The sequence below is a fragment of the Aquipuribacter sp. SD81 genome (assembly GCF_037153975.1).
Taxonomy (GTDB): domain Bacteria; phylum Actinomycetota; class Actinomycetes; order Actinomycetales; family JBBAYJ01; genus Aquipuribacter.
On record NZ_JBBAYJ010000008.1, the window covers coordinates 19,355 to 36,434 of the forward strand.

The 17,080-nt window shown below is 75.4% G+C and carries 14 protein-coding genes; 7 read left to right on the plus strand and 7 right to left on the minus strand.

What is annotated here, in order from left to right; genetic code table 11:
• Positions 1–25: 25 nt before the first annotated feature.
• Genes WAA21_RS06320 through WAA21_RS06335 form a run of 4 tightly spaced genes read right to left on the minus strand, consistent with a single transcriptional unit; the run spans position 26 to position 3,428 of the window.
• Positions 26–799: an MBL fold metallo-hydrolase gene (locus WAA21_RS06320; protein ID WP_336921928.1), complete on the minus strand. Its 774-nt coding sequence runs from the start codon at positions 797–799 to the stop codon at positions 26–28.
• A gap of 33 nt (positions 800–832) precedes the next feature.
• Positions 833–1,765 carry an alpha/beta hydrolase gene (locus WAA21_RS06325; RefSeq protein WP_336921929.1) on the minus strand — a complete coding sequence of 311 codons (933 nt, stop codon included), beginning with the start codon at positions 1,763–1,765 and terminating at the stop codon, positions 833–835.
• Positions 1,762–2,598, minus strand: coding sequence for an alpha/beta fold hydrolase (locus tag WAA21_RS06330; protein ID WP_336921930.1), 837 nt, complete (start codon positions 2,596–2,598; stop codon positions 1,762–1,764). The genes WAA21_RS06325 and WAA21_RS06330 overlap by 4 nt, the downstream gene beginning before the upstream one ends.
• Positions 2,595–3,428, minus strand: a complete 834-nt coding sequence (locus WAA21_RS06335) for an alpha/beta fold hydrolase (protein ID WP_336921931.1) — start codon at positions 3,426–3,428, stop codon at positions 2,595–2,597. Before WAA21_RS06335 ends, WAA21_RS06330 begins: the two co-directional genes overlap by 4 nt.
• A gap of 597 nt (positions 3,429–4,025) precedes the next feature.
• Between WAA21_RS06335 and WAA21_RS06340 the strand changes: the two genes are divergently transcribed.
• Positions 4,026–4,436, plus strand: coding sequence for a hypothetical protein (locus tag WAA21_RS06340; protein ID WP_336921932.1), 411 nt, complete (start codon positions 4,026–4,028; stop codon positions 4,434–4,436).
• Positions 4,437–4,586: 150 nt separating this feature from the next.
• Entirely contained in the window at positions 4,587–5,420 is an 834-nt protein-coding gene (locus WAA21_RS06345; protein WP_336921933.1) for an alpha/beta fold hydrolase, read from the plus strand.
• 64 nt (positions 5,421–5,484) lie between these two features.
• Here the strand turns inward: WAA21_RS06345 and WAA21_RS06350 are convergent, their stop codons facing one another.
• Positions 5,485–7,968, minus strand: coding sequence for an amidase (locus WAA21_RS06350; RefSeq protein WP_336921934.1), 2,484 nt, complete (start codon positions 7,966–7,968; stop codon positions 5,485–5,487).
• A gap of 608 nt (positions 7,969–8,576) precedes the next feature.
• On the opposite strand from WAA21_RS06350, the gene WAA21_RS06355 reads away from it, so the two are divergent.
• Complete coding sequence (locus WAA21_RS06355) at positions 8,577–9,017, plus strand: pyridoxamine 5'-phosphate oxidase family protein (protein ID WP_336921935.1); 441 nt, start codon at positions 8,577–8,579, stop codon at positions 9,015–9,017.
• 109 nt (positions 9,018–9,126) lie between these two features.
• Here WAA21_RS06355 and WAA21_RS06360 read toward each other — a convergent pair whose 3' ends face one another.
• Positions 9,127–9,732: a WHG domain-containing protein gene (locus WAA21_RS06360; RefSeq protein WP_336921936.1), complete on the minus strand. Its 606-nt coding sequence runs from the start codon at positions 9,730–9,732 to the stop codon at positions 9,127–9,129.
• Here WAA21_RS06360 and WAA21_RS06365 point away from each other — a divergent pair.
• Entirely contained in the window at positions 9,685–10,428 is a 744-nt protein-coding gene (locus WAA21_RS06365; protein WP_336921937.1) for an NmrA family NAD(P)-binding protein, read from the plus strand. The genes WAA21_RS06360 and WAA21_RS06365 overlap by 48 nt on opposite strands.
• A 43-nt stretch (positions 10,429–10,471) precedes the next feature.
• Here the strand turns inward: WAA21_RS06365 and WAA21_RS06370 are convergent, their stop codons facing one another.
• Positions 10,472–10,978, minus strand: coding sequence for a quercetin 2,3-dioxygenase (locus tag WAA21_RS06370; RefSeq protein ID WP_336921938.1), 507 nt, complete (start codon positions 10,976–10,978; stop codon positions 10,472–10,474).
• A gap of 141 nt (positions 10,979–11,119) precedes the next feature.
• Between WAA21_RS06370 and WAA21_RS06375 the strand changes: the two genes are divergently transcribed.
• From WAA21_RS06375 to WAA21_RS06385, 3 genes are all read left to right on the plus strand, one after another.
• Positions 11,120–12,877: a sensor histidine kinase gene (locus WAA21_RS06375; protein ID WP_336921939.1), complete on the plus strand. Its 1,758-nt coding sequence runs from the start codon at positions 11,120–11,122 to the stop codon at positions 12,875–12,877.
• Positions 12,868–13,515, plus strand: coding sequence for a response regulator transcription factor (locus tag WAA21_RS06380; RefSeq protein WP_336921940.1), 648 nt, complete (start codon positions 12,868–12,870; stop codon positions 13,513–13,515). The genes WAA21_RS06375 and WAA21_RS06380 overlap by 10 nt, the downstream gene beginning before the upstream one ends.
• A 133-nt stretch (positions 13,516–13,648) precedes the next feature.
• Positions 13,649–16,861 carry an MFS transporter gene (locus tag WAA21_RS06385; RefSeq protein ID WP_336921941.1) on the plus strand — a complete coding sequence of 1,071 codons (3,213 nt, stop codon included), beginning with the start codon at positions 13,649–13,651 and terminating at the stop codon, positions 16,859–16,861.
• Positions 16,862–17,080: the final 219 nt, after the last annotated feature.

Here is a 17,080-nt window from a genome sequence, read left to right on the forward strand (position 1 = left end):
CGGGCCCGCTGCAAGGGCCGCCTCGTCAGCCGGTCAGCGCCATGGGCTCGCCGGGGACCGGCCACATGACGGCCGCTGTCATGGCGGGGTCGGCCAGCTCCCGCTGGAGCTCCTCGCGCGGCTGGGCGAAGTGCGACCAGCCCTCGTGGTGCACCGGGACGACCACCCGCGGTCGCAGCTCCCGGCACAGCGCGACGGCGTCCGCACCGGTCATCGAGTACCGCAGCGGCCCGGTGGCGGGGAAGCGCACCCCGCCGAGGTGGAGGACGGCTATGCCGACGTCGATGCGCCGGGCGACGTGTCGTACGCCGGGGAAGAGCACGGTGTCACCGGAGACCCACAGGGCCCCGCCGCGCTGCCCCTCCCACTGCAGCGCGAACCCGACCACCTCCCCGACGATCGGCCGGCTGCCTGGCGGGCCGTGCCGGCACGGCGTCGCGGTGACGACCAGGTCCGGGCGGCCGGGGGCGGTGAGCCGGGTCGACTCCCACGCCCGTAGACCGCGGGCGCCGTCACCGAGGCGGGCTGCCGCGGGTCGGGTTGTGAGGACCGTCCTGCCGGGGAGCAGCTCCCGACCGGCGTCGTCGAGGTTGTCGGCGTGCTGGTCGTGGCTGATGAGCACGACGTCGGCGACCACCGACCCCGCGAACAGCGCGGGGCCGGTGGTCTTCGTCGACGACGTCCCCCAGCCGAACCGGTAGGTGCGGCCGGGGGCGTCGAAGGTGGGGTCGGTGAGCACCCGCCACCCCGCCACGTCGAGCAGCGTGGTGGGACCGCCGACGTAGGTGAGGGTGACCACCGCTCAGCCGTCCCCGAGGAGGAGGAGCACGGCTCAGCGCCCCGCGGGCGGGGTCGACGCGGTGGTCGCGGAGGTCGGCGTCCGCCAGCCGGCGTGCTCCAGCGCCCACTCGAGCGAGCGGTCGGCGACCTCCTCCCAACCCGGTCCCGCGCCCATGAGGTGCGGGCGGCCGTCGAGGACCTCCTGCTCGGTGACCGTGCCATGCCCGTGGTAGCGGGCGAGGGTGTCCGCCTGGACGACGGGCGGCATGAGGTGGTCCTCCCCACCGGACAGCAGCAGCAGCGGTGCGCGGGAGGTGTTGCCGTAGTCGACCCACGCGTCCTGCCGTCCTGGCAGGTAGTTCGCCAGCACCGAGTCCAGCAGCACCCGCCGCGACGCCGGCACGTGGTACCGGTCGTACAGCGCGTCGGAGTGCCCCTGCGGGTACGTGTTGGCGAACGCGTAGCGCCACTGCTGGCGGGTGAGACCGATCGCCGCCCTCCTGTTGAGCGGGTTGCGCACCACCGGCAGCACCGACCGGAGCTGGCTCGGCGGGGTGGTCCGGACCCCCTCCGGCGGGGCGGAGTTGAGCGCCACGCCCGCGCAGCCGTACCCGCGGTCCAGGAGTACCTGCACGAAGCAGCCGCCCGCCGAGTGCCCGATCAGCACGGGCCTGCTGCTCCCGCTGCCGGCGGAGCCCGGCTGGAGGCCGTCGAGGAACGCCGACAGGTGGTCGACGACGGCTCGGATCGTCAGCTGCCGCACCGGCGTCGGGTCCGCGCGCAGCCCTTCCACCTCGACCTCGAAGCCCGGGTAGGCGGGGGTGTGCACGGTGTACCCGAGCGACTCGTACCGGGCCTTCCAGTGCTCCCACGACCGCGAGGTCACCCAGAAGCCGTGGACGAGCACGATGGTGCCGGGGCCGTCCTCCCGTCGTTGCAGCCGCCTGCTGTCCGGGCGCGGTGACGGCCCGCCGGGGCCCGTCACGGGCTGACCTGCACGGTGCGGGCCGCGTCGATGACGAGCGCGGCGACCTTCGCCGGTGAGGAGAGGGCGACGGAGTGCGAGGCCTTGACCTCGACCGTGGTGGCGCCGGCCCTCGAGGCCATGGCGCGCTGCGCCTCCGGCGGGATGACGTTGTCCTGGGTGGCGACGAGGGTCCACGTCGGCACGTCGCGCCAGGCGGGCTCGCCCGACGGCGCGAAGAGCGTCGAGACGTCCGCCGGCTTCTGCGACACCGCCAGAGAGGCCGCCGTCCGCGGTGGCACGTCGGCGGCGAACACCTCCCGGTAGTGCTCGACCTTGATGGTGGCTTCATAGTGCGTGGCGCCGTCGGCGCCGGTGTAGGGGTGGATGTCGAGGCGGTCGGGGGTGAGCAGCGACGTGCCCGCCGACTGCGAGATGCCGCCGGCGGTCTCGCCGATCTCCGGCGCGAAGGCCGCCACGTACACCAGCGCCTCGACGTCGGCGTCGCCCGCGGCGGCGTTCGTCATGACGAACCCGCCGTAGGAGTGCCCGACGAGCACGATGGGCCCCGACACTGACGCGAGGACCTCGCGCAGGTACTGCACGTCGGTCGTGACGCCGCGCAGCGGGTTGGTCGGGGCGAGCACGGGATAGCCGGCGGCCAGGAGCCGGTCGGTGACCGGGGTCCAGCTCGAGGCGTCGGCGAACGCGCCGTGCACGAGCACGACGGTCGGCTTCGCCGCCGCGGGCCGGGGCGGCGAAGCGCTCGCAGGAGCAGACGCCGCCGCGCCGGCGGTGAGGGTGACGGCCGCGGCGGTGACGTACGCCAGCGCGGCGCGAAGAGAGCGCCTCACCCCGCCACCTCCCCGAGGAAGGCGAGCAGGTCGGCGCCGAGCTGGTCCTTGTGGGTGTCGGTGATGCCGTGCGGGGCGCCCGGGTACACGAGCAGCTTGGCGTCGGCGACGAGTGCCGCCGAGGCCTGCCCGCCCACCTCGAACGGCACGACCTGGTCGTCGTCGCCGTGGATGACGAGCGTCGGCACGTCGACGGCGGCCAGGTCGGCACGGAAGTCGGTCTCGGAGAACGCACGGATGCACTCGTAGGCGTTGCGCGCGCCACACGCCATGCTCTGCAGCCAGAAGGCCCGTCGTATCCCCTCCGACACGTTCGCGCCCTCGCGGTTGTGACCGAAGAACGGCCCGTCCGCGAGGTCGCGGTACAGCTGGGAACGGTCCGCGACAGACCCGGCGCGGATGCCGTCGAACACCTCGACCGGCACGCCGCCCGGGTTGTCGTCGCGGCGGACCATGAGCGGCGGCACGGCGGAGACGAGCACGAGCTGCGCGACGCGCTCGGTGCCGTAGCGGCCGATGTAGCGGGTGACCTCACCGCCGCCGGTCGAGAACCCGACGAGGGTGACGTCGTGGAGGTCGAGGGCCTCGAGCAGGGCGGCGAGGTCGGCCGCGTAGGTGTCCATGTCGTTGCCGTGCCAGGTCTGGGTGGAACTGCCGTGCCCCCGCCGGTCGTGGGCGATGGCGCGGTAGCCGTTCCCGGCGAGCAGCAGCTGCTGCGCCTCCCAGCTGTCGGCGTGCAACGGCCAGCCGTGGCTGAGCACGACAGGGCGGCCCTCGCCCCAGTCCTTGTAGTGGATCTGCGCGCCGTCCGGCGCGGTGACGAAGCCCATGGTGGGTCCCCTCTCGAACGGGATGTCGCGGTCGCGGTCGGACCGCTGACCGCAACGTGGCAGCGGCGCGAGGCTCCGTGTGTCGTGTGCGTGCACGCCTGTGCGCTGTCCATGCACGTCCGCGTTGCCCGCCCTGCGCGCGCAGTCCTCGTGCCCGCCGAGAGCCCCACGACGTGGGAGCCCGGCGCGCGTCCGTGTCCGGTGGTCACCGACCAGCAGCGGTCACCTACGGATCGAGCGACGTGGTGAGAACTGTGCCCGTCCCGTGCCCCCGAACGACGGATGGCCCATGAACGTGCAGGTCAGGGGGCGGTACAGCAGACGCACGTGAAAACCGTCGACAGGTAACCACTCCTGTTCAGTGGATCTGTGAGACGTCCACCGGGCGTGGGTTCGATGCCGAAGGAGCGCAGGCGCCCGTCGTGGCCGAGAGTCATCGTCCCGCTGGCGTCGACGCGGTCGTGGGTGTCTGTGCTGCTGCCGTCCCTCGAGAGGGTTCCTGTCCGTGCCCACGCACCTCAGGTACCCCGGTCCCGAGCGTCGCGGCGGCGGCCGACCCCTCGCGCGCTCCACGGGCCACACCGGCAGACTCGGACGGTGGCGGCGGCGACGACCGGTGGCGAGGGACGGCCTCAGGGCACGGCCGAGCGGGACCGGCTGCTCGCCCGGTACCGGGCCCTCACCCGCGAGGACCTGCCGCGGGCGGCGCGAGCGGGCGGCTGGGTGGTGACCGAGGACCACTGCTTCGGGCGCATCCTGCTCGACCACGCCGTCGGCGGGCGCTGGTACGACGTCCTCGACCGGCGGCGCTCTCCTGCCTTCGCGCAGCTGGACGACGCGCAGCTCGCCGGTGCGGTCGCGCTGGCCGAGCAGGTGCTGGCCGAGGGCGACGCCCTGCTCCGTGAGCTCGACGCCCGCAGCCTCCGGTGGCGGGGCCACTGGCCGAAGCGGGCGGTACGGCCCGCCGGCGTCGTGCGCCCGGGAGGTGACGACGAGATCAGCGGGTGACCGGACGAGCCAGGGGAGCCCCACCCGCGCTCCGCCGCCGACGACGGGGCCCGGTGCCGTGTACGGACGGTCGGACCGCCGGGATGCCTTGCGCCACCGGTCGTGCGCCGGGACGATCGGGCAGCAGCCGCGCGAGGACGGGAGCCGGTCATGCAGGTGCCGCGGAGCCACGAGGTCGTCGTCGACGACGGTGTCACGATCCGCGCGACCGTCCACGGCGAGGGTCCGCCGCTCGTGCTGCTGCAGGGGGTGCTGGGCGACGGGGACGTCGACTGGCGGGCGTTGCTGCCCCACCTGGTGGGCCGGTTCACGTGCCACCTGCCCAGCATGCGAGGTCGAGGGCGCAGCGACGGGAACCCGAACCTCCGCATCGACCGGATTGTCACCGACTACACGACGTACGTCGAGAGCGTCGGGGAACCCGTCGGGCTGGTCGGCTGGTCATCCGGCGCGGGGCACGCCCTCGCGGTCGCCTCCCGCTCGGCCGCCGTCAGGGCCACCGCCGCGTACGAACCGATCGCGGGTCCCTGCATGGACGAGGAGCAGCGCGCCGCGCTGGGGGGCGCCCTCGTCCGGGGTCGTGAGCTGGTCGACGCCGGCGACCTGCCAGGCGCCACGCGGGCCATGGCCGCGTTCCCCTTCACCCCCGACGACCTCGACGCGGCGGACGCGGCCGGCTACTTCCGGGCGACCGGGAGGTACGCCCCTCACGTGCTCGACGTCTTCGGGCAGCTCGTCGGCTACGACGGCGTCATGCCCGAGGCCCCGGAGGTGCTGAGCAGGATCGACGCGCCGGTGACCGTGCTGCACGGTTCAGGCACCCGGCCGCTGTTCACCGCCAGCGCGCAGCACGTCCTCGACCACCTGCCCCAGGGGCGACGACACGTCGTCCCCGGCGCCGGGCACGCGGGGCCGCTGACGCACCCGGCCGACCTGGCCGACGAGCTGCGCCGCCTGTTCGAGGACACGTCCGCGTCGGGGTGAGCCGCCCCCACGCGACGACGGAGGCCCGGCGCAGGGCCGGGCCTCCGTCGTCCCCACGTGCCGGTCAGTCGCTGTACTGCGACTCCGGGAGCCGGCCGGTGGCGGGGCCGGACCCGGGGGCGTGCGCCGGGCGACCGGTCTCGAAGGAGTGCTCCGGGCGACCCTGTCGGAACGAGTGCGGGGGCCGCGTCGGGTCGTACGCCAGGGGCGGGGCGAAGGAGGTCAGCAGCTGCCCGTCGGCCTGCTGCTCCAGCGCGTACCCCATCCCCAGGACCGCGGCGTCGTCCCACGCCCTGCCCATGAGCTGCATGGACATCGAGTAGCCGTGCGGGTTGGTCCCGACCGGCACGACGACGGTCGGCAGCCCGACCGCCGAGGTCAGGACCCCGGTCCCGCGGTCCGCGGTGAGCTGGTTGTTCGCGCTGTCGTTGTTGTAGACGTCGCTGAGGAACCCGGGGTAGACGACGGCGTCGACGTCCGCCGCGTCCATCCAGGCGGCGATGCGCGCCTTGTACTGGTTGCGGTACGCGAGCCAGGCGTCCACCTGCTCCTCGGTCATCCGCGGGGTGTCCCGCAGCGTCCGCTGGTTGTACGGCAGCACCAGCGGGGAGGCCAGCAGGGCGTCCCCGTCCGGGTACGGGAAGTCGGGGTGCAGGCCGATGTACCGGGCCCAGCCCTCCTCGTTCCGCGACCCGCCCGGGCTCGCGCCGCCGCTGGGGGGCGGGGTCATCTCGACCATCGTCGCGCCGGCGGCCTCGAGGTCGGCGAACCGCGCCCGGACCGCCTCCCCGGTGCCGTCGTCGGCGTAGGACGAGACGAACGAGGTGGGCAGGTAGCCGATGCGCGCCCCGGCCAGGGCCGAGGGGTCCAGCGCGTCGGTCCAGTCCGTCGGCCGGTACCGGTCCGCCTGCGCGGTCAGCGGGTCCTTGGGGTCGGTCCCCGTGGTCGCGTTGAGCAGGTACGCGAGGTCCGTCACCGTGCGGGCGATGGGTCCGGCGTAGTCCTGCCCCCACGTCAGCGGCATGACCCCGTGCACGCTGGCCATGCCGTCGGTGCCGCGGAACGTCGTGAGGCTGTTCCCCGTCGCGGGGGCGTACAGCGACACGCCCGTCTGCGAGCCCATCCCCGCGGCGGCCATCCCGGTGGCGACCGCGACCGCGGACCCGCCGCTGGAGCCGAACGACGTCTTGGACGGGTACAGCGCGTTCCACGTCTGCTCGTAGCCGGACTCGGAGTACCCGCCGGAGTTGGCGAACTCGGACGTGTTGGTCTTGCCGATGATCACCGCGCCGGCCTCGCGGAGCAGCGCGACCTGGTGGGCGTCGGTCTCCGGCTGCCAGCCCTCCAGGGCGCGGGTGCCCCCGGTGGTCGGCATGTCGGCGGTGTCGTAGATGTCCTTGACGGCGATGGGGATGCCGAGCAGCTCCGCGGTGCTGCCCTTCTTCCGGGCCTTGTCGGCCGCCTTCGCCTGCTTCATGGCGTCCTCGGCGACCGTGATGAACGCGTGGAAGGCGTACGGCCCGGAGTCGTAGACGGCGATGCGGTCGAGGTAGGCGCGCGTGATCTCCTGCGAGGTCACGCGGCCGGCCCGCAGGTCGGCGCGCATCTGCGCGATGGTCGCGGTGGAGACGTCGTATGCCGACCGGGAGGTCGCCGTCGGGAGCTCGGGGGCCTCGGGCAGGCTCGGCTCGCCGGCCTCGGCGCACCGCGCGGCGTCCAGGCCGAGGGTGGCCGGCGTGAAGTTCGCCACCGTGCAGGCCAGCGCCGGGTCCAGCTCGGAGAGGTCCGGGTCCGCGGCGAGCGCGGCGGCGGACGCGGCGGCGCTCGCGACGTCCCCGGGCTCCCCGACGGCGACGAACCGCACGAGGGACCGGGTCTCGCCCGGCTCGAGGTCGACCGTGGCGAGGTAGCCGTAGAAGTTCGCCTCGTGGCCGCTGGTCGCCAGCGGGGTGCGGAACGGGTTGCGCTCCTGGTTGCCGGTGCCGGTCAGGGCGCCGGGGGTGCCCGGCTCACCGACGACGAGCGCGACCGGGCGCACCTGGGCGCTGGGGGTCGACACGACCGTCCACGTGTCGGTGGTGTCGATGACGGCGTCGCCGGAGGAGGTCGTGGCGACCGTGCCCAGCTGGGAGCCGGAGCCGTAGCCGAGCGCGCCCCCGAAGGAAGTGTCCACCTCCACCGACGCCGAGGTGGGGTTGGTGAAGCTGTCGACGAAGCGCACCCACGTCCCGTCGTCGTCGACGTGCAGCTCGCGGGTGATCAGCACCTCGCCCAGGGGCACCGAGCGCGTCGGGACGAAGGTGTCGTCGCCGTCGAAGGTCATGCCGAACCCGCGCACCATCTGCTCGTCGAACAGGGGCGCGGGGTCCGTGTCCACGTCGGCGAACAGGTTGCCGAAGCCCTGGACCGACGTGCCGCTGACGGTCCGGAGGCTGCCGGTGTCGAGCCCGGGTGGGGCGGCGTCGTGGACCTGCCAGGTGACCGGCCCGGGCGAGACGTCCGTGACGGCGGCCACGGGGGAGGCCACCAGGAGGGTCGCGCTGCTCACGGTCACGGCGACCGTGGCGGCGGCGAGGCGGGCGGTACCGCGTCGGCGGCCGCCGGCGGGAGAGGAAGACTGCATCACTGTCCTTCTGTCGCGAGGGCGCCCGAACGTGGGCGCGCGCAAACGGAACCAGCGGGGTGTTCCGGTCGCGTTACCGCGGGAAGACAAGTGTTGACGCGGCTCGCCGCGGACCGCACCGACCTGAGTACACGCCGCCCGCGACGCCGACACCGCCGGCTCGTTCCCACCGACGACGTGGTGGCCACCGACCAGGGCGGGACCTTCGCAGGTCGCGACGCGGTCCACGCGTTCGTGCGAGCGGCCTTCTCGGAGCTCGACTACACGACCGGGCAGATGTGTGCTCACCGTGTCGACGACACCCACGACGTCGTCACCGTGCGGCTCGAGGGCGGCTTCCCCGGTGGCGTCGCCGACCGGACTACCGGTTCACGCTGCACGAGGACCGCATCGCCGAGCTCGCCATCGGCAACCAGGCCTGACACGACCGGACCTCGGCGCGCTCGGTGGTCGTCGCCGGTGCGTCACGAGCACACGGCCCGCCGGGACCTTCGTCTCTGGTGGGCGGCGCGCCCACGGCGGAGGGTGTCGACATGTCCACGTCGCCGTCGGCCCCTCCCGTCCACCTCGCCGTGCACGAGTGCTGGGCGCTGCTGCGGGAGGCGGTGACGGGGCGCCTCGCCGTGGTCGTCGACGGCGCACCGGACATCTTCCCCGTCACCCACGTCGTGGACCACGGCAGCCTGGTCTTCCGCACCGCCGACGGCACCAAGCTGGCCGCGGCCGGTACCGGCCCCGTGGCCTACGAGGTCGACGGGTACGACCCGGGCAGCGGCGAGGCGTGGAGCGTCGTCGTCAAGGGGGAGGCCCACGAGGTCCGGCAGCTGCACGACGCCCTCGACGTGCTCCGGCTGCCCCTCACCCCGGCGCACCCCGCCGGCAAGCCGCACCTCGTGCGCATCGAGCCGACGGGTGTCACCGGCCGACGCTTCCGTGTGCGCGGTCAGGACCCGGTCGGCGATCCGGTGCCCTGAACAGGACCGGCCGGAAGGCCTGGGTCCCGTCCGGTGCCGGAGCGGGCGCTGGCGTCCGGGACGGTCACCGACGGAGGGACCGGGGTGGGGGCGGCGCGGACGCGGCGTCTCAGCCGGCCGGTCGGTGCGTGGTGCGGGCCAGCCACTCGTCGAGCAGCCCGCGCTCCGCCGCCGTAAACGACGTGAGGGAGCCGAGGTCCGCACGCAGGACGTTGGCGGCGACGACGTGACGGTCCTCCCCGGCGACAGGAGCCGCCGCGTCGGTCGTCGTGGCCGCGACGACCGCGTCGAAGGCGGTCCTCGAGAGCGCCGTGTCGCGCTGCTCGGGGGGCGCCGCGAGGAGCGCGAGGACCACGCCGCAGGCAGCCGCGTGGATGAGCAGGGCGGCGTGGGCGGCGTCGACCCGCAGCCGCCCGGCCGCCGCGACGGCGTCGACCTTCGACCGCAGGATCTCCTGCCCGGTGACCGCGGCCTCGCACGGCTCACCGGGTCGGGGGTCGCCGTACATGAGCGAGAAGAGCGCCGGGTTCGCCAGCCCGAACTCGACGTGGAGGTCCCAGCCGGCCCGTAGCTCCTCGACAGGGTCGGCCCCGGGGCGCCGAGGCGGCTTGGCGGCGAGGTACGTCGTCCAGCCGTGCTCGGCGACGGCGTCCTCGCCGACCGCGGCGTGCGGGTACGCCGCGGCGACTACACCGAACCGGCGACCCTCGCGCACGCCTTCGAGGGAGCCACCCGGGTCCTCGTCGTCTCAGGGCCCAGCGGGGCCGACGTGCACCGGGCGGCCGTCGACGCGGCCGTCGCCGCCGGCGCGGAGCACGTCGTCTACACCTCGCACACGGCCGCCGGCGCCCGGCCCGAGCCGCTCTTCGCCCCGGCCGTCGGGCACGCCGAGACGGAACGGGACCTCGCGGCCTCGGGCCTGAGGTGGACCGCCCTGCGCAACGGCTTCCACGCCTCCAGCGCCCTGCAGATGGCGCAGGCAGGTCTGCGGACCGGCGAGCTGCGGGTGCCCGTCGACGGCCCCGTCTGCTGGACCACGCAGGAGGACCTGGCCGTGGCCGCCGCGGTCGCCCTCACCGAGCCGGACCGCTTCCAGGGGCCGACCCCGCCGCTGACGGGCGCCGAGCTGCTCGACATGGACGACGTCGCGCGCCTGCTGTCGGAGCTCACCGGGCGACGGGTGGTCCGCACGACCGTCCCGGACGAGGAGTACACGGCCGACCTCCGGGCCGCCGGCACGCCGGACGCCTACGTGCCCCTGTTCCTCAGCTACTTCACCGCCGCCCGCCGGGGCGACTTCGCCACCACGGACCCCACCCTGACCGGCCTGCTCGGACGGACCCCGACCACGGTCCGCGACGCCCTGGCCGCCGAGCTGCGCGGCACCGCCTGGACCAGCCGCTCGGCGTGAGAGTCCCCGCGCTGCCCGGCCGCGGTGCCCGTGCGGCGTGCCCTCAGGCGGGCAGCCCGGGCGGGCCGAGGATCTCGATGCCGTGGTGCGCGGCGAGCTCGGTGAGCAGCGCCGGGTCGGGGGCGTAGGCCCCCTCGGGCGCCGGCAGGGTCGGGGAGCCGGCGGTCTCGGAGCACAGGCGCATTAACTGCTCGAACCCGGCCGGCTCGGTGCCCAGCAGGAACCGGGCCTCGTCGGACACGACGGAGAAGGTGTGGGGCACGTCGGGCGGTCCGTAGACGAACGACCCCGCGGGCGCCTCGATGACCGACCCCCCGGCCCACACCACGAGCTCGCCCTCCAGCACGTACCACCACTCGGCCTCGCGGCGGTGCACGTGCAGGGGGGAGGCGGGGCCCTGGGCGGCCCGGCCCTCGATGAGCGCCATGCGGCCGCCGGTGGACTCCGTCGTCGCCTTGAACGTCATGAGCTGCCCGAGGAACCAGCGGGCCTCACCGTCCTGCGGCCCGAGGCCGAAGGGCGCCGGGGTGTCGACCTCGTGCGTGGTCATGGGGTGTCCTCTCGGGCCGGCGGTGCGACTGAGCCGGACACTAGGGGCCGGGCTCACGCGCACGCACCCGTCCCAGGTCGGGTCTTCTTGACGCTCCGGGTTCTGCTCCCGGGGTGCCCTCCGCTGCGCAAGGGTGGGGTGGTGAGAGCCGCCGTGTCCGCGCCGCTGGAACGGGCACTGGTCGTCCTGGCCGCCGTGCTCGCGGCCGGGGCGGCGCTCATGGTCGTCCTCGTGCACGCCGGCCCGCTGGCGGACCTGCCGCTGGCGTACGCCTTCGTCGGCATGGGCTGCCTGTACGCCGTCGCCGGCCTCCTCGCGTGGTGGCGTCGACCGGCCAACCGGCTCGGCGCGCTGCTCACAGCGGCCGGCCTCGCGACGTGGGCGGCCTCGCTCGCCAACACCGGCGACCCGGTGCTCGTCGCGGTTGGGACGGTCACGGCCGTCCTGCCGGTCTCCGTCGTCCTCCACCTGCTGCACGCCACCCCGAGCGGGAGGGTGGAGGGCCGGGTCTCGCACGTGACGGTCGCGGCGGCCTACGTCCTGGGCCTGGTCCTGCAGGCCCCCCACTACCTCTTCCGCGCGGCCGAGGCGCCGTACGACCTGCTCGTCGTCGCGGACCGGCCCGGTCTCGCGCTCGCCGGCGAGCGGGCGCAGCAGGTCCTGGGCGCCGTCGTCGTCGTGGTGACCGCCGCGGTGCTCCTCCGGCGGCTCCGGACCCTGCGCGGACGGCAGCGGTGGGTGATGGCCCCGCTGTTCGCCTTCGGGCTGCTGGCCGCGATCGCCGTCCCGCTCGTGGCACGGGTGGTCCGGCCCCTGCTGGGGCTGGGAGGCGAGGCGACGGCGGCCCTGCAGGTCGCGGCCCTGTCGACCGTGCCGCTCGCCTTCCTCGTCGTCGTCCTGCTCGGCGGCTTCGCCCGCACCTCCGAGCTGGGTGCGTACGTCACCGCCCTCACGGCGCCGCCCGGCTCGACGTCGGGCACGTCGTCGGGGGCGTCCCCGACGCTCGACGAGGCGATGGCCGCGACCCTCGGGGACCCGGACGCCGTCCTGCTGCGTCGGTCGGCGGACGGCGACGGCTACGTCGACGCCGACGGCCGACCCGCCGCCCTGCCCGACGACGGCCGGTCCACCATCCACGTGGCCGTCGGCGACCGGCGCGTCGGCGCGGTGGTGCACGACGCCCGTCTCGGCACCGACCCGGCCACGGTCCTCGCCGTGGGGCGGGTCACCGCCATCGCGCTGGAGCGCGAGATGCTCGCCCGCGAGGTCCTCGCCAGCCGCGCCGCCCTGCGCGAGGCGTCCTCGCGCCTGCTGTCGGAGACGGACCGAGAACGCCGACGCATCGCCCGGGACCTCCACGACGGCCTACAGGTCTCCCTCGTGCGGATGTCGTTGCAGGTCGGCCGCCTCGCCCAGGAGGCGCCGGGCGCCCCGGGCGGCGCCCTCGTCACCCGCCTCGCCGCCGACGTCGACGAGGCCGCCACCGCGCTGCGCGCTCTCGTCCAGGGCGTCATGCCCGCGCCGCTCGTCGAGCGCGGGCTGGCGGCCGCCGTGCGGGAGCTCGCCTACGACCTGCCGGTACGGGCGCGGCTCGAGCTGGACGAGGTGCGGGGGCGGCTGCCGTCGGCGGTGGAGAGCACGGCCTACTTCATCGTCGCCGAGGCGCTGACCAACGTCGTCAAGCACGCCGGGGCCACCGATGTGCACGTCGTGCTGCGCCGGGACGAGCTGTCGCTGGTCGTCGAGGTCGCCGACGACGGCCGCGGCGGCGCGCGTGCGGACGGGACGGGGACGGGGCTGACGGGGCTGCGCGACCGGGTCGACGTCCTGGGAGGGACGTTGGCCGTCGACAGCGGCCCCGGCGGGACCCGGCTGCGGGCGGTGCTGCCGTGCGGGTAGTCATCGGGGAGGACGAGGTCCTGCTGCGGGAGGGGCTCGTGCTGCTGCTGGACCGGGCCGGCTTCGACGTCGTCGCGGCCGTGGGCGACGCCGACAGCCTCGTGCGCGTGGCGGTTCAGCACCGGCCCGACGTCGTCGTCAGCGACATCCGCATGCCGCCGGACGGCACCGACGACGGCCTGCGCGCCGCCGTGGCGCTCGCGACCCGCCTGCCCGCCACCGGGGTGCTCGTGCTGTCGCAGCACCTGTCGCGCCAGTACGCGCTCGACCTGCTCGAGCCCGGCCGGCCGGGAGTGGGGTACCTGCTGAAGCAGCGCGTCGCCGACGCCCGGCGGTTCGCCGCCGACGTGCGGACCGTGGGGGAGGGAGGGACCGTCATCGACCCGGAGATCGCCGCGGCGGCGGTGGCTCGGGCCGGGCGGGTCGACGACCGCGTCTCCTCCCTCACCCCCCGTCAGTCCGAGGTGCTCGCCCTGCTGGCCCGGGGCCTCAGCAACGCCGCCATCGCGCAGGAGCTCGTCATCACGGAGAAGTCCGTCGTCGAGCACGTGTCGAAGGTCTACGCGGCGATGGAGCTGGAGCAGACCGGGCAGGAGCACCGTCGGGTCCTCGCGGTCCTGCGCTACCTGTCCCGCTGACGCGCGTCGCCGCGGTGGCAGGCCGCGAAGACCCGACCTAGGACGGGTGCGGGGCCGGAGCGACGCCCCATAGTCTCCGGCGAGCCGCGCGACGGGACTGCCCCACCGCGCCCACCGCCGTCCCGGAGGCCGCGTGAGCAGTCCGACCACCGGCTCCGACGGCCCCGCGCTCCTCGACGGCCCCGTGCTCCTCGACGGGCCCGCGCCCCTCCCCGGGCCCGCGGCGTCGTTCCCCCGGGTGCGCCGCCAGCCGCGGCCGTCGGTCGTGCTGCTCGTGGCGTCGTTCGGCGCGTTCCTCGCCTTCCTCGACTCGACGATCGTCAACGTCGCCTTCCCCGACATGCAACGCTCGTTCCCCGACGCCGCGCTGTCGAGCCTGTCGTGGGTGCTCAACGCCTACAACATCGTGCTCGCCGCGTTCCTGGTGGCCGCGGGACGCCTCGCCGACCTGCTGGGGCGCAGGCGCGTCTTCGTGCTCGGCGTCGCGGTCTTCACGGTCGCGTCGGCCCTGTGCGCCGTCGCGACCACCGTGGAGCAGCTCGTCGGCTTCCGCGTCCTCCAGGGCGTCGGAGCCGCGCTGCTCGTCCCCGCCTCGCTCGCCCTCGTCGTGGAGGCGTTCGACGTCTCGAAGAGGGCTCACGGCGTCGGCCTGTGGGGGGCCGCCGCGGCGATCGCCTCCGGGCTGGGGCCGCCGGCCGGCGGTGCCCTCGTGGCGGTGGACAGCTGGCGCCTCGCCTTCCTCGTCAACGTCCCCCTCGGGATCGCGGCCGTCGTGCTGGCCCGGCGGTGCCTCGTGGAGAGCCGGTCGCCCGGCGTGCGCCGCACGCCGGACCTGCTCGGGGCCCTGCTGCTCGCGGCCGCCCTCGGTGCCCTCACGACCGGTCTCGTCCAGGGTCCCGACCGGGGGTGGGGCGACTGGCGCGTGCTGGGCGCCTTCGTCGTGGGCGGCCTCGCCCTCGCGGGCTTCGTGCGCAGCTCGCGCACGCACCGCTCACCCCTGCTCGACCCCGCTCTGCTGCGCATCCGCTCCTTCGCCGTCGGCAACGCCCTCACGGTGGTGGCCGGAGCCGGCTTCTACGCCTACCTGCTCACCCACGTGCTGTACCTCAGCTACGTGTGGGGGTACTCCCTGCTGCAGGCGGGCCTCGCGGTGGCGCCGGCCGCCTTCGTCGCCGCGGTGGTGGCAGCCCTCCTCGGCAAGGTGGCCGACCGGCACGGCCACCGGGTCATCCTGCTGCCGGGCGCGGCCGTGTGGGCGCTGAGCCTGCTGTGGTACCTCGAGCGGGTCGGCCCCACGCCGGAGCTCGTCACCCAGTGGCTGCCGGGACAGGTGCTGCAGGGCATCGGCGTCGGCGCCACCCTCCCGCTCCTCGGCAGCGCCGCCGTGGCCCGGCTGCCGAAGGGGGCCGCGTACGCGACGGCGTCCGCGGTCGTCACCAGCGCCCGGCAGCTCGGGGCCGTCCTCGGCATCGCCGTGCTCGTCGTCCTCATCGGCACACCGAGCCCCGAGGAGGCACGGGAGGCGCTCCGGGCCGGCTGGGTCCTCGCCGCGCTGTGCCTGGCCGCCGTCGCGCTCGCCACCCCGCTGCTCGGTCGAACCGGGCCCGGCCGCGCGACGCCCCCCGAGGCGACCGCGGCCGTCGCGCCCCTGCCGGTGGCGCCCACCGTGCTGCAGGCGCCGCCGCCACCGCCCCGCGACCCGGCTCCCGTCCTCGTGGACGCCCTCGCCGACGTGCCGCTCTTCGCCGGTCTGTCCGCCGAGGCGCTCGCGCGGCTGGAACGCTCCGCCGAGGACGTCGAGGTGGACGCCGGGGACCTGCTGTTCGACCAGGGCGACCCGGCGGACGGGCTGTACGTGCTGCGCAGCGGTCGGCTGCAGGTGGCGCAGGGCGAGGTGGTGCTCACCGAGCTCGGCCGCGGCGCGGTCGTGGGGGAGCTGGGCCTGCTCACCGGGCAGGTACGCAGCGCGGCGGTGCGCGCGGTACGCGACAGCCGGCTGACCCGGCTGCCCGCCGAGCACTTCGCGCAGGTGGCGGGCCCGGAGGTCATGGCAGGACTCGCCCGCAACCTCGCGGTGCGGCTGCAGGAGATCGCCCCGCCGCCGACGTCCCGGTCAGGGGCGGCCGACACCGTCGTCGCGGTCGTCGGCCTCGACGTCGCCGCGTCGGTCGAGGCGTGCTCGGCGGGGCTGCTGGACCGGCTGCGACGCCACGTGCGCGCGGTCGACCCGGGACGCGTCGACCGCGAGGGGCTGGAGCGGGCGGAGCAGGACGCCGACACGGTGCTGCTCACCGCCACGGTCGACGACCCTGCCTGGCGGGACCTGTGCCTGCGGGTGGCCGACCGCGTCGTGCTGGTCTCCGGTGACCCGGAGCCGCCGGCCGGCGGGCTACCGGCACGGGCGGGCGGCGCGGACCTGGTCCTGACGGGACCGCCCGCGGGGCGCGAGCAGCGCGCGCGGTGGGAGACCGCCCTGCAGCCGCGCTCCGTCCACGTCGCGCCCGAGGGGTCCGCGGCGTCGCTCCGGCCGCTGGCCGCCCGCCTCGCAGGCCGTTCGCTCGGCCTGGTCCTCGGCGGCGGCGGCGCCCGGGCGTTCGCGGGCATCGGCGTCCTCGAGGCGCTGGAGGAGGCGGACGTGGTCGTCGACCGCTTCGCGGGCACGAGCGTCGGCGCCTGCGTCGCGGGCCTCGCGGCCGCGGGCCTCGACGCCGCCGCCGTCGACGCCGCGGTCTACGAGAACTTCGTCCGCCGCAACCCCATCAACGACTACACACTGCCCACCAGGGGCCTGGTGAGCGGCCGCCGCACGGCCGCCCTCTTGACCGAGGGCATGCGGGGGCTGCTCGTCGAGGAGCTGCCGCACGAGTTCCGGTGCGTGAGCGTCGACCTGCTCCGGCGTCGCCGGGTCGTGCACCGCAGCGGCCCGCTGGCCGACGCCGTGCTCTGCTCGCTCCGGCTCCCCGGCCTGTACCCCCCGTACGAGTCCGGGGGGACGCTCCACGTCGACGGGGGCGTCCTGGACAACCTGCCCGTCTCCGCCCTGTCCCGGTCCGAGGGGCCGCTCGTGGCCGTCAGCGTCGGGTTCGGCGGGGCCGGTGGACCGTCCTCCGGCGTGCGCAGCGGGCCCCCGAGGGTGCCCGCGCTCGCGGACACGCTCATGCGGACCATGATGATGGCGAGCGGGGACGCCTCCGTGCGGGCCTTCGAGGCCGCGGACCTCGTGCTGCGCCCGGACACGCGGGGCATCGGGCTGCTGGAGTTCCACCAGATCGACCGCGCCCGCGAGGTCGGCCGCGCCGCCGTGGAGCAGGCACTGCCGCAGGTCGTCGCGCTGCTGTCGCGGTGAGTCGCGCGTGAGAGTCGCCGGGGTACGGCCCCACGTCCCGGACCTGCTCCGGACCTCGGGTGCCCGACCTCGGCGGCATCGCGGCCGGCCGCGGCCCGGAGCTGCTCATGCCGCTGTGGCTCGACCTCATGGGAGTGCGCCGGGCCCGGCGCCACGTGCTGGACGGTGTGCACCTGTACCCAGGTGCACACCGGGACGAAAACCCCGTGCGCGGCCGGC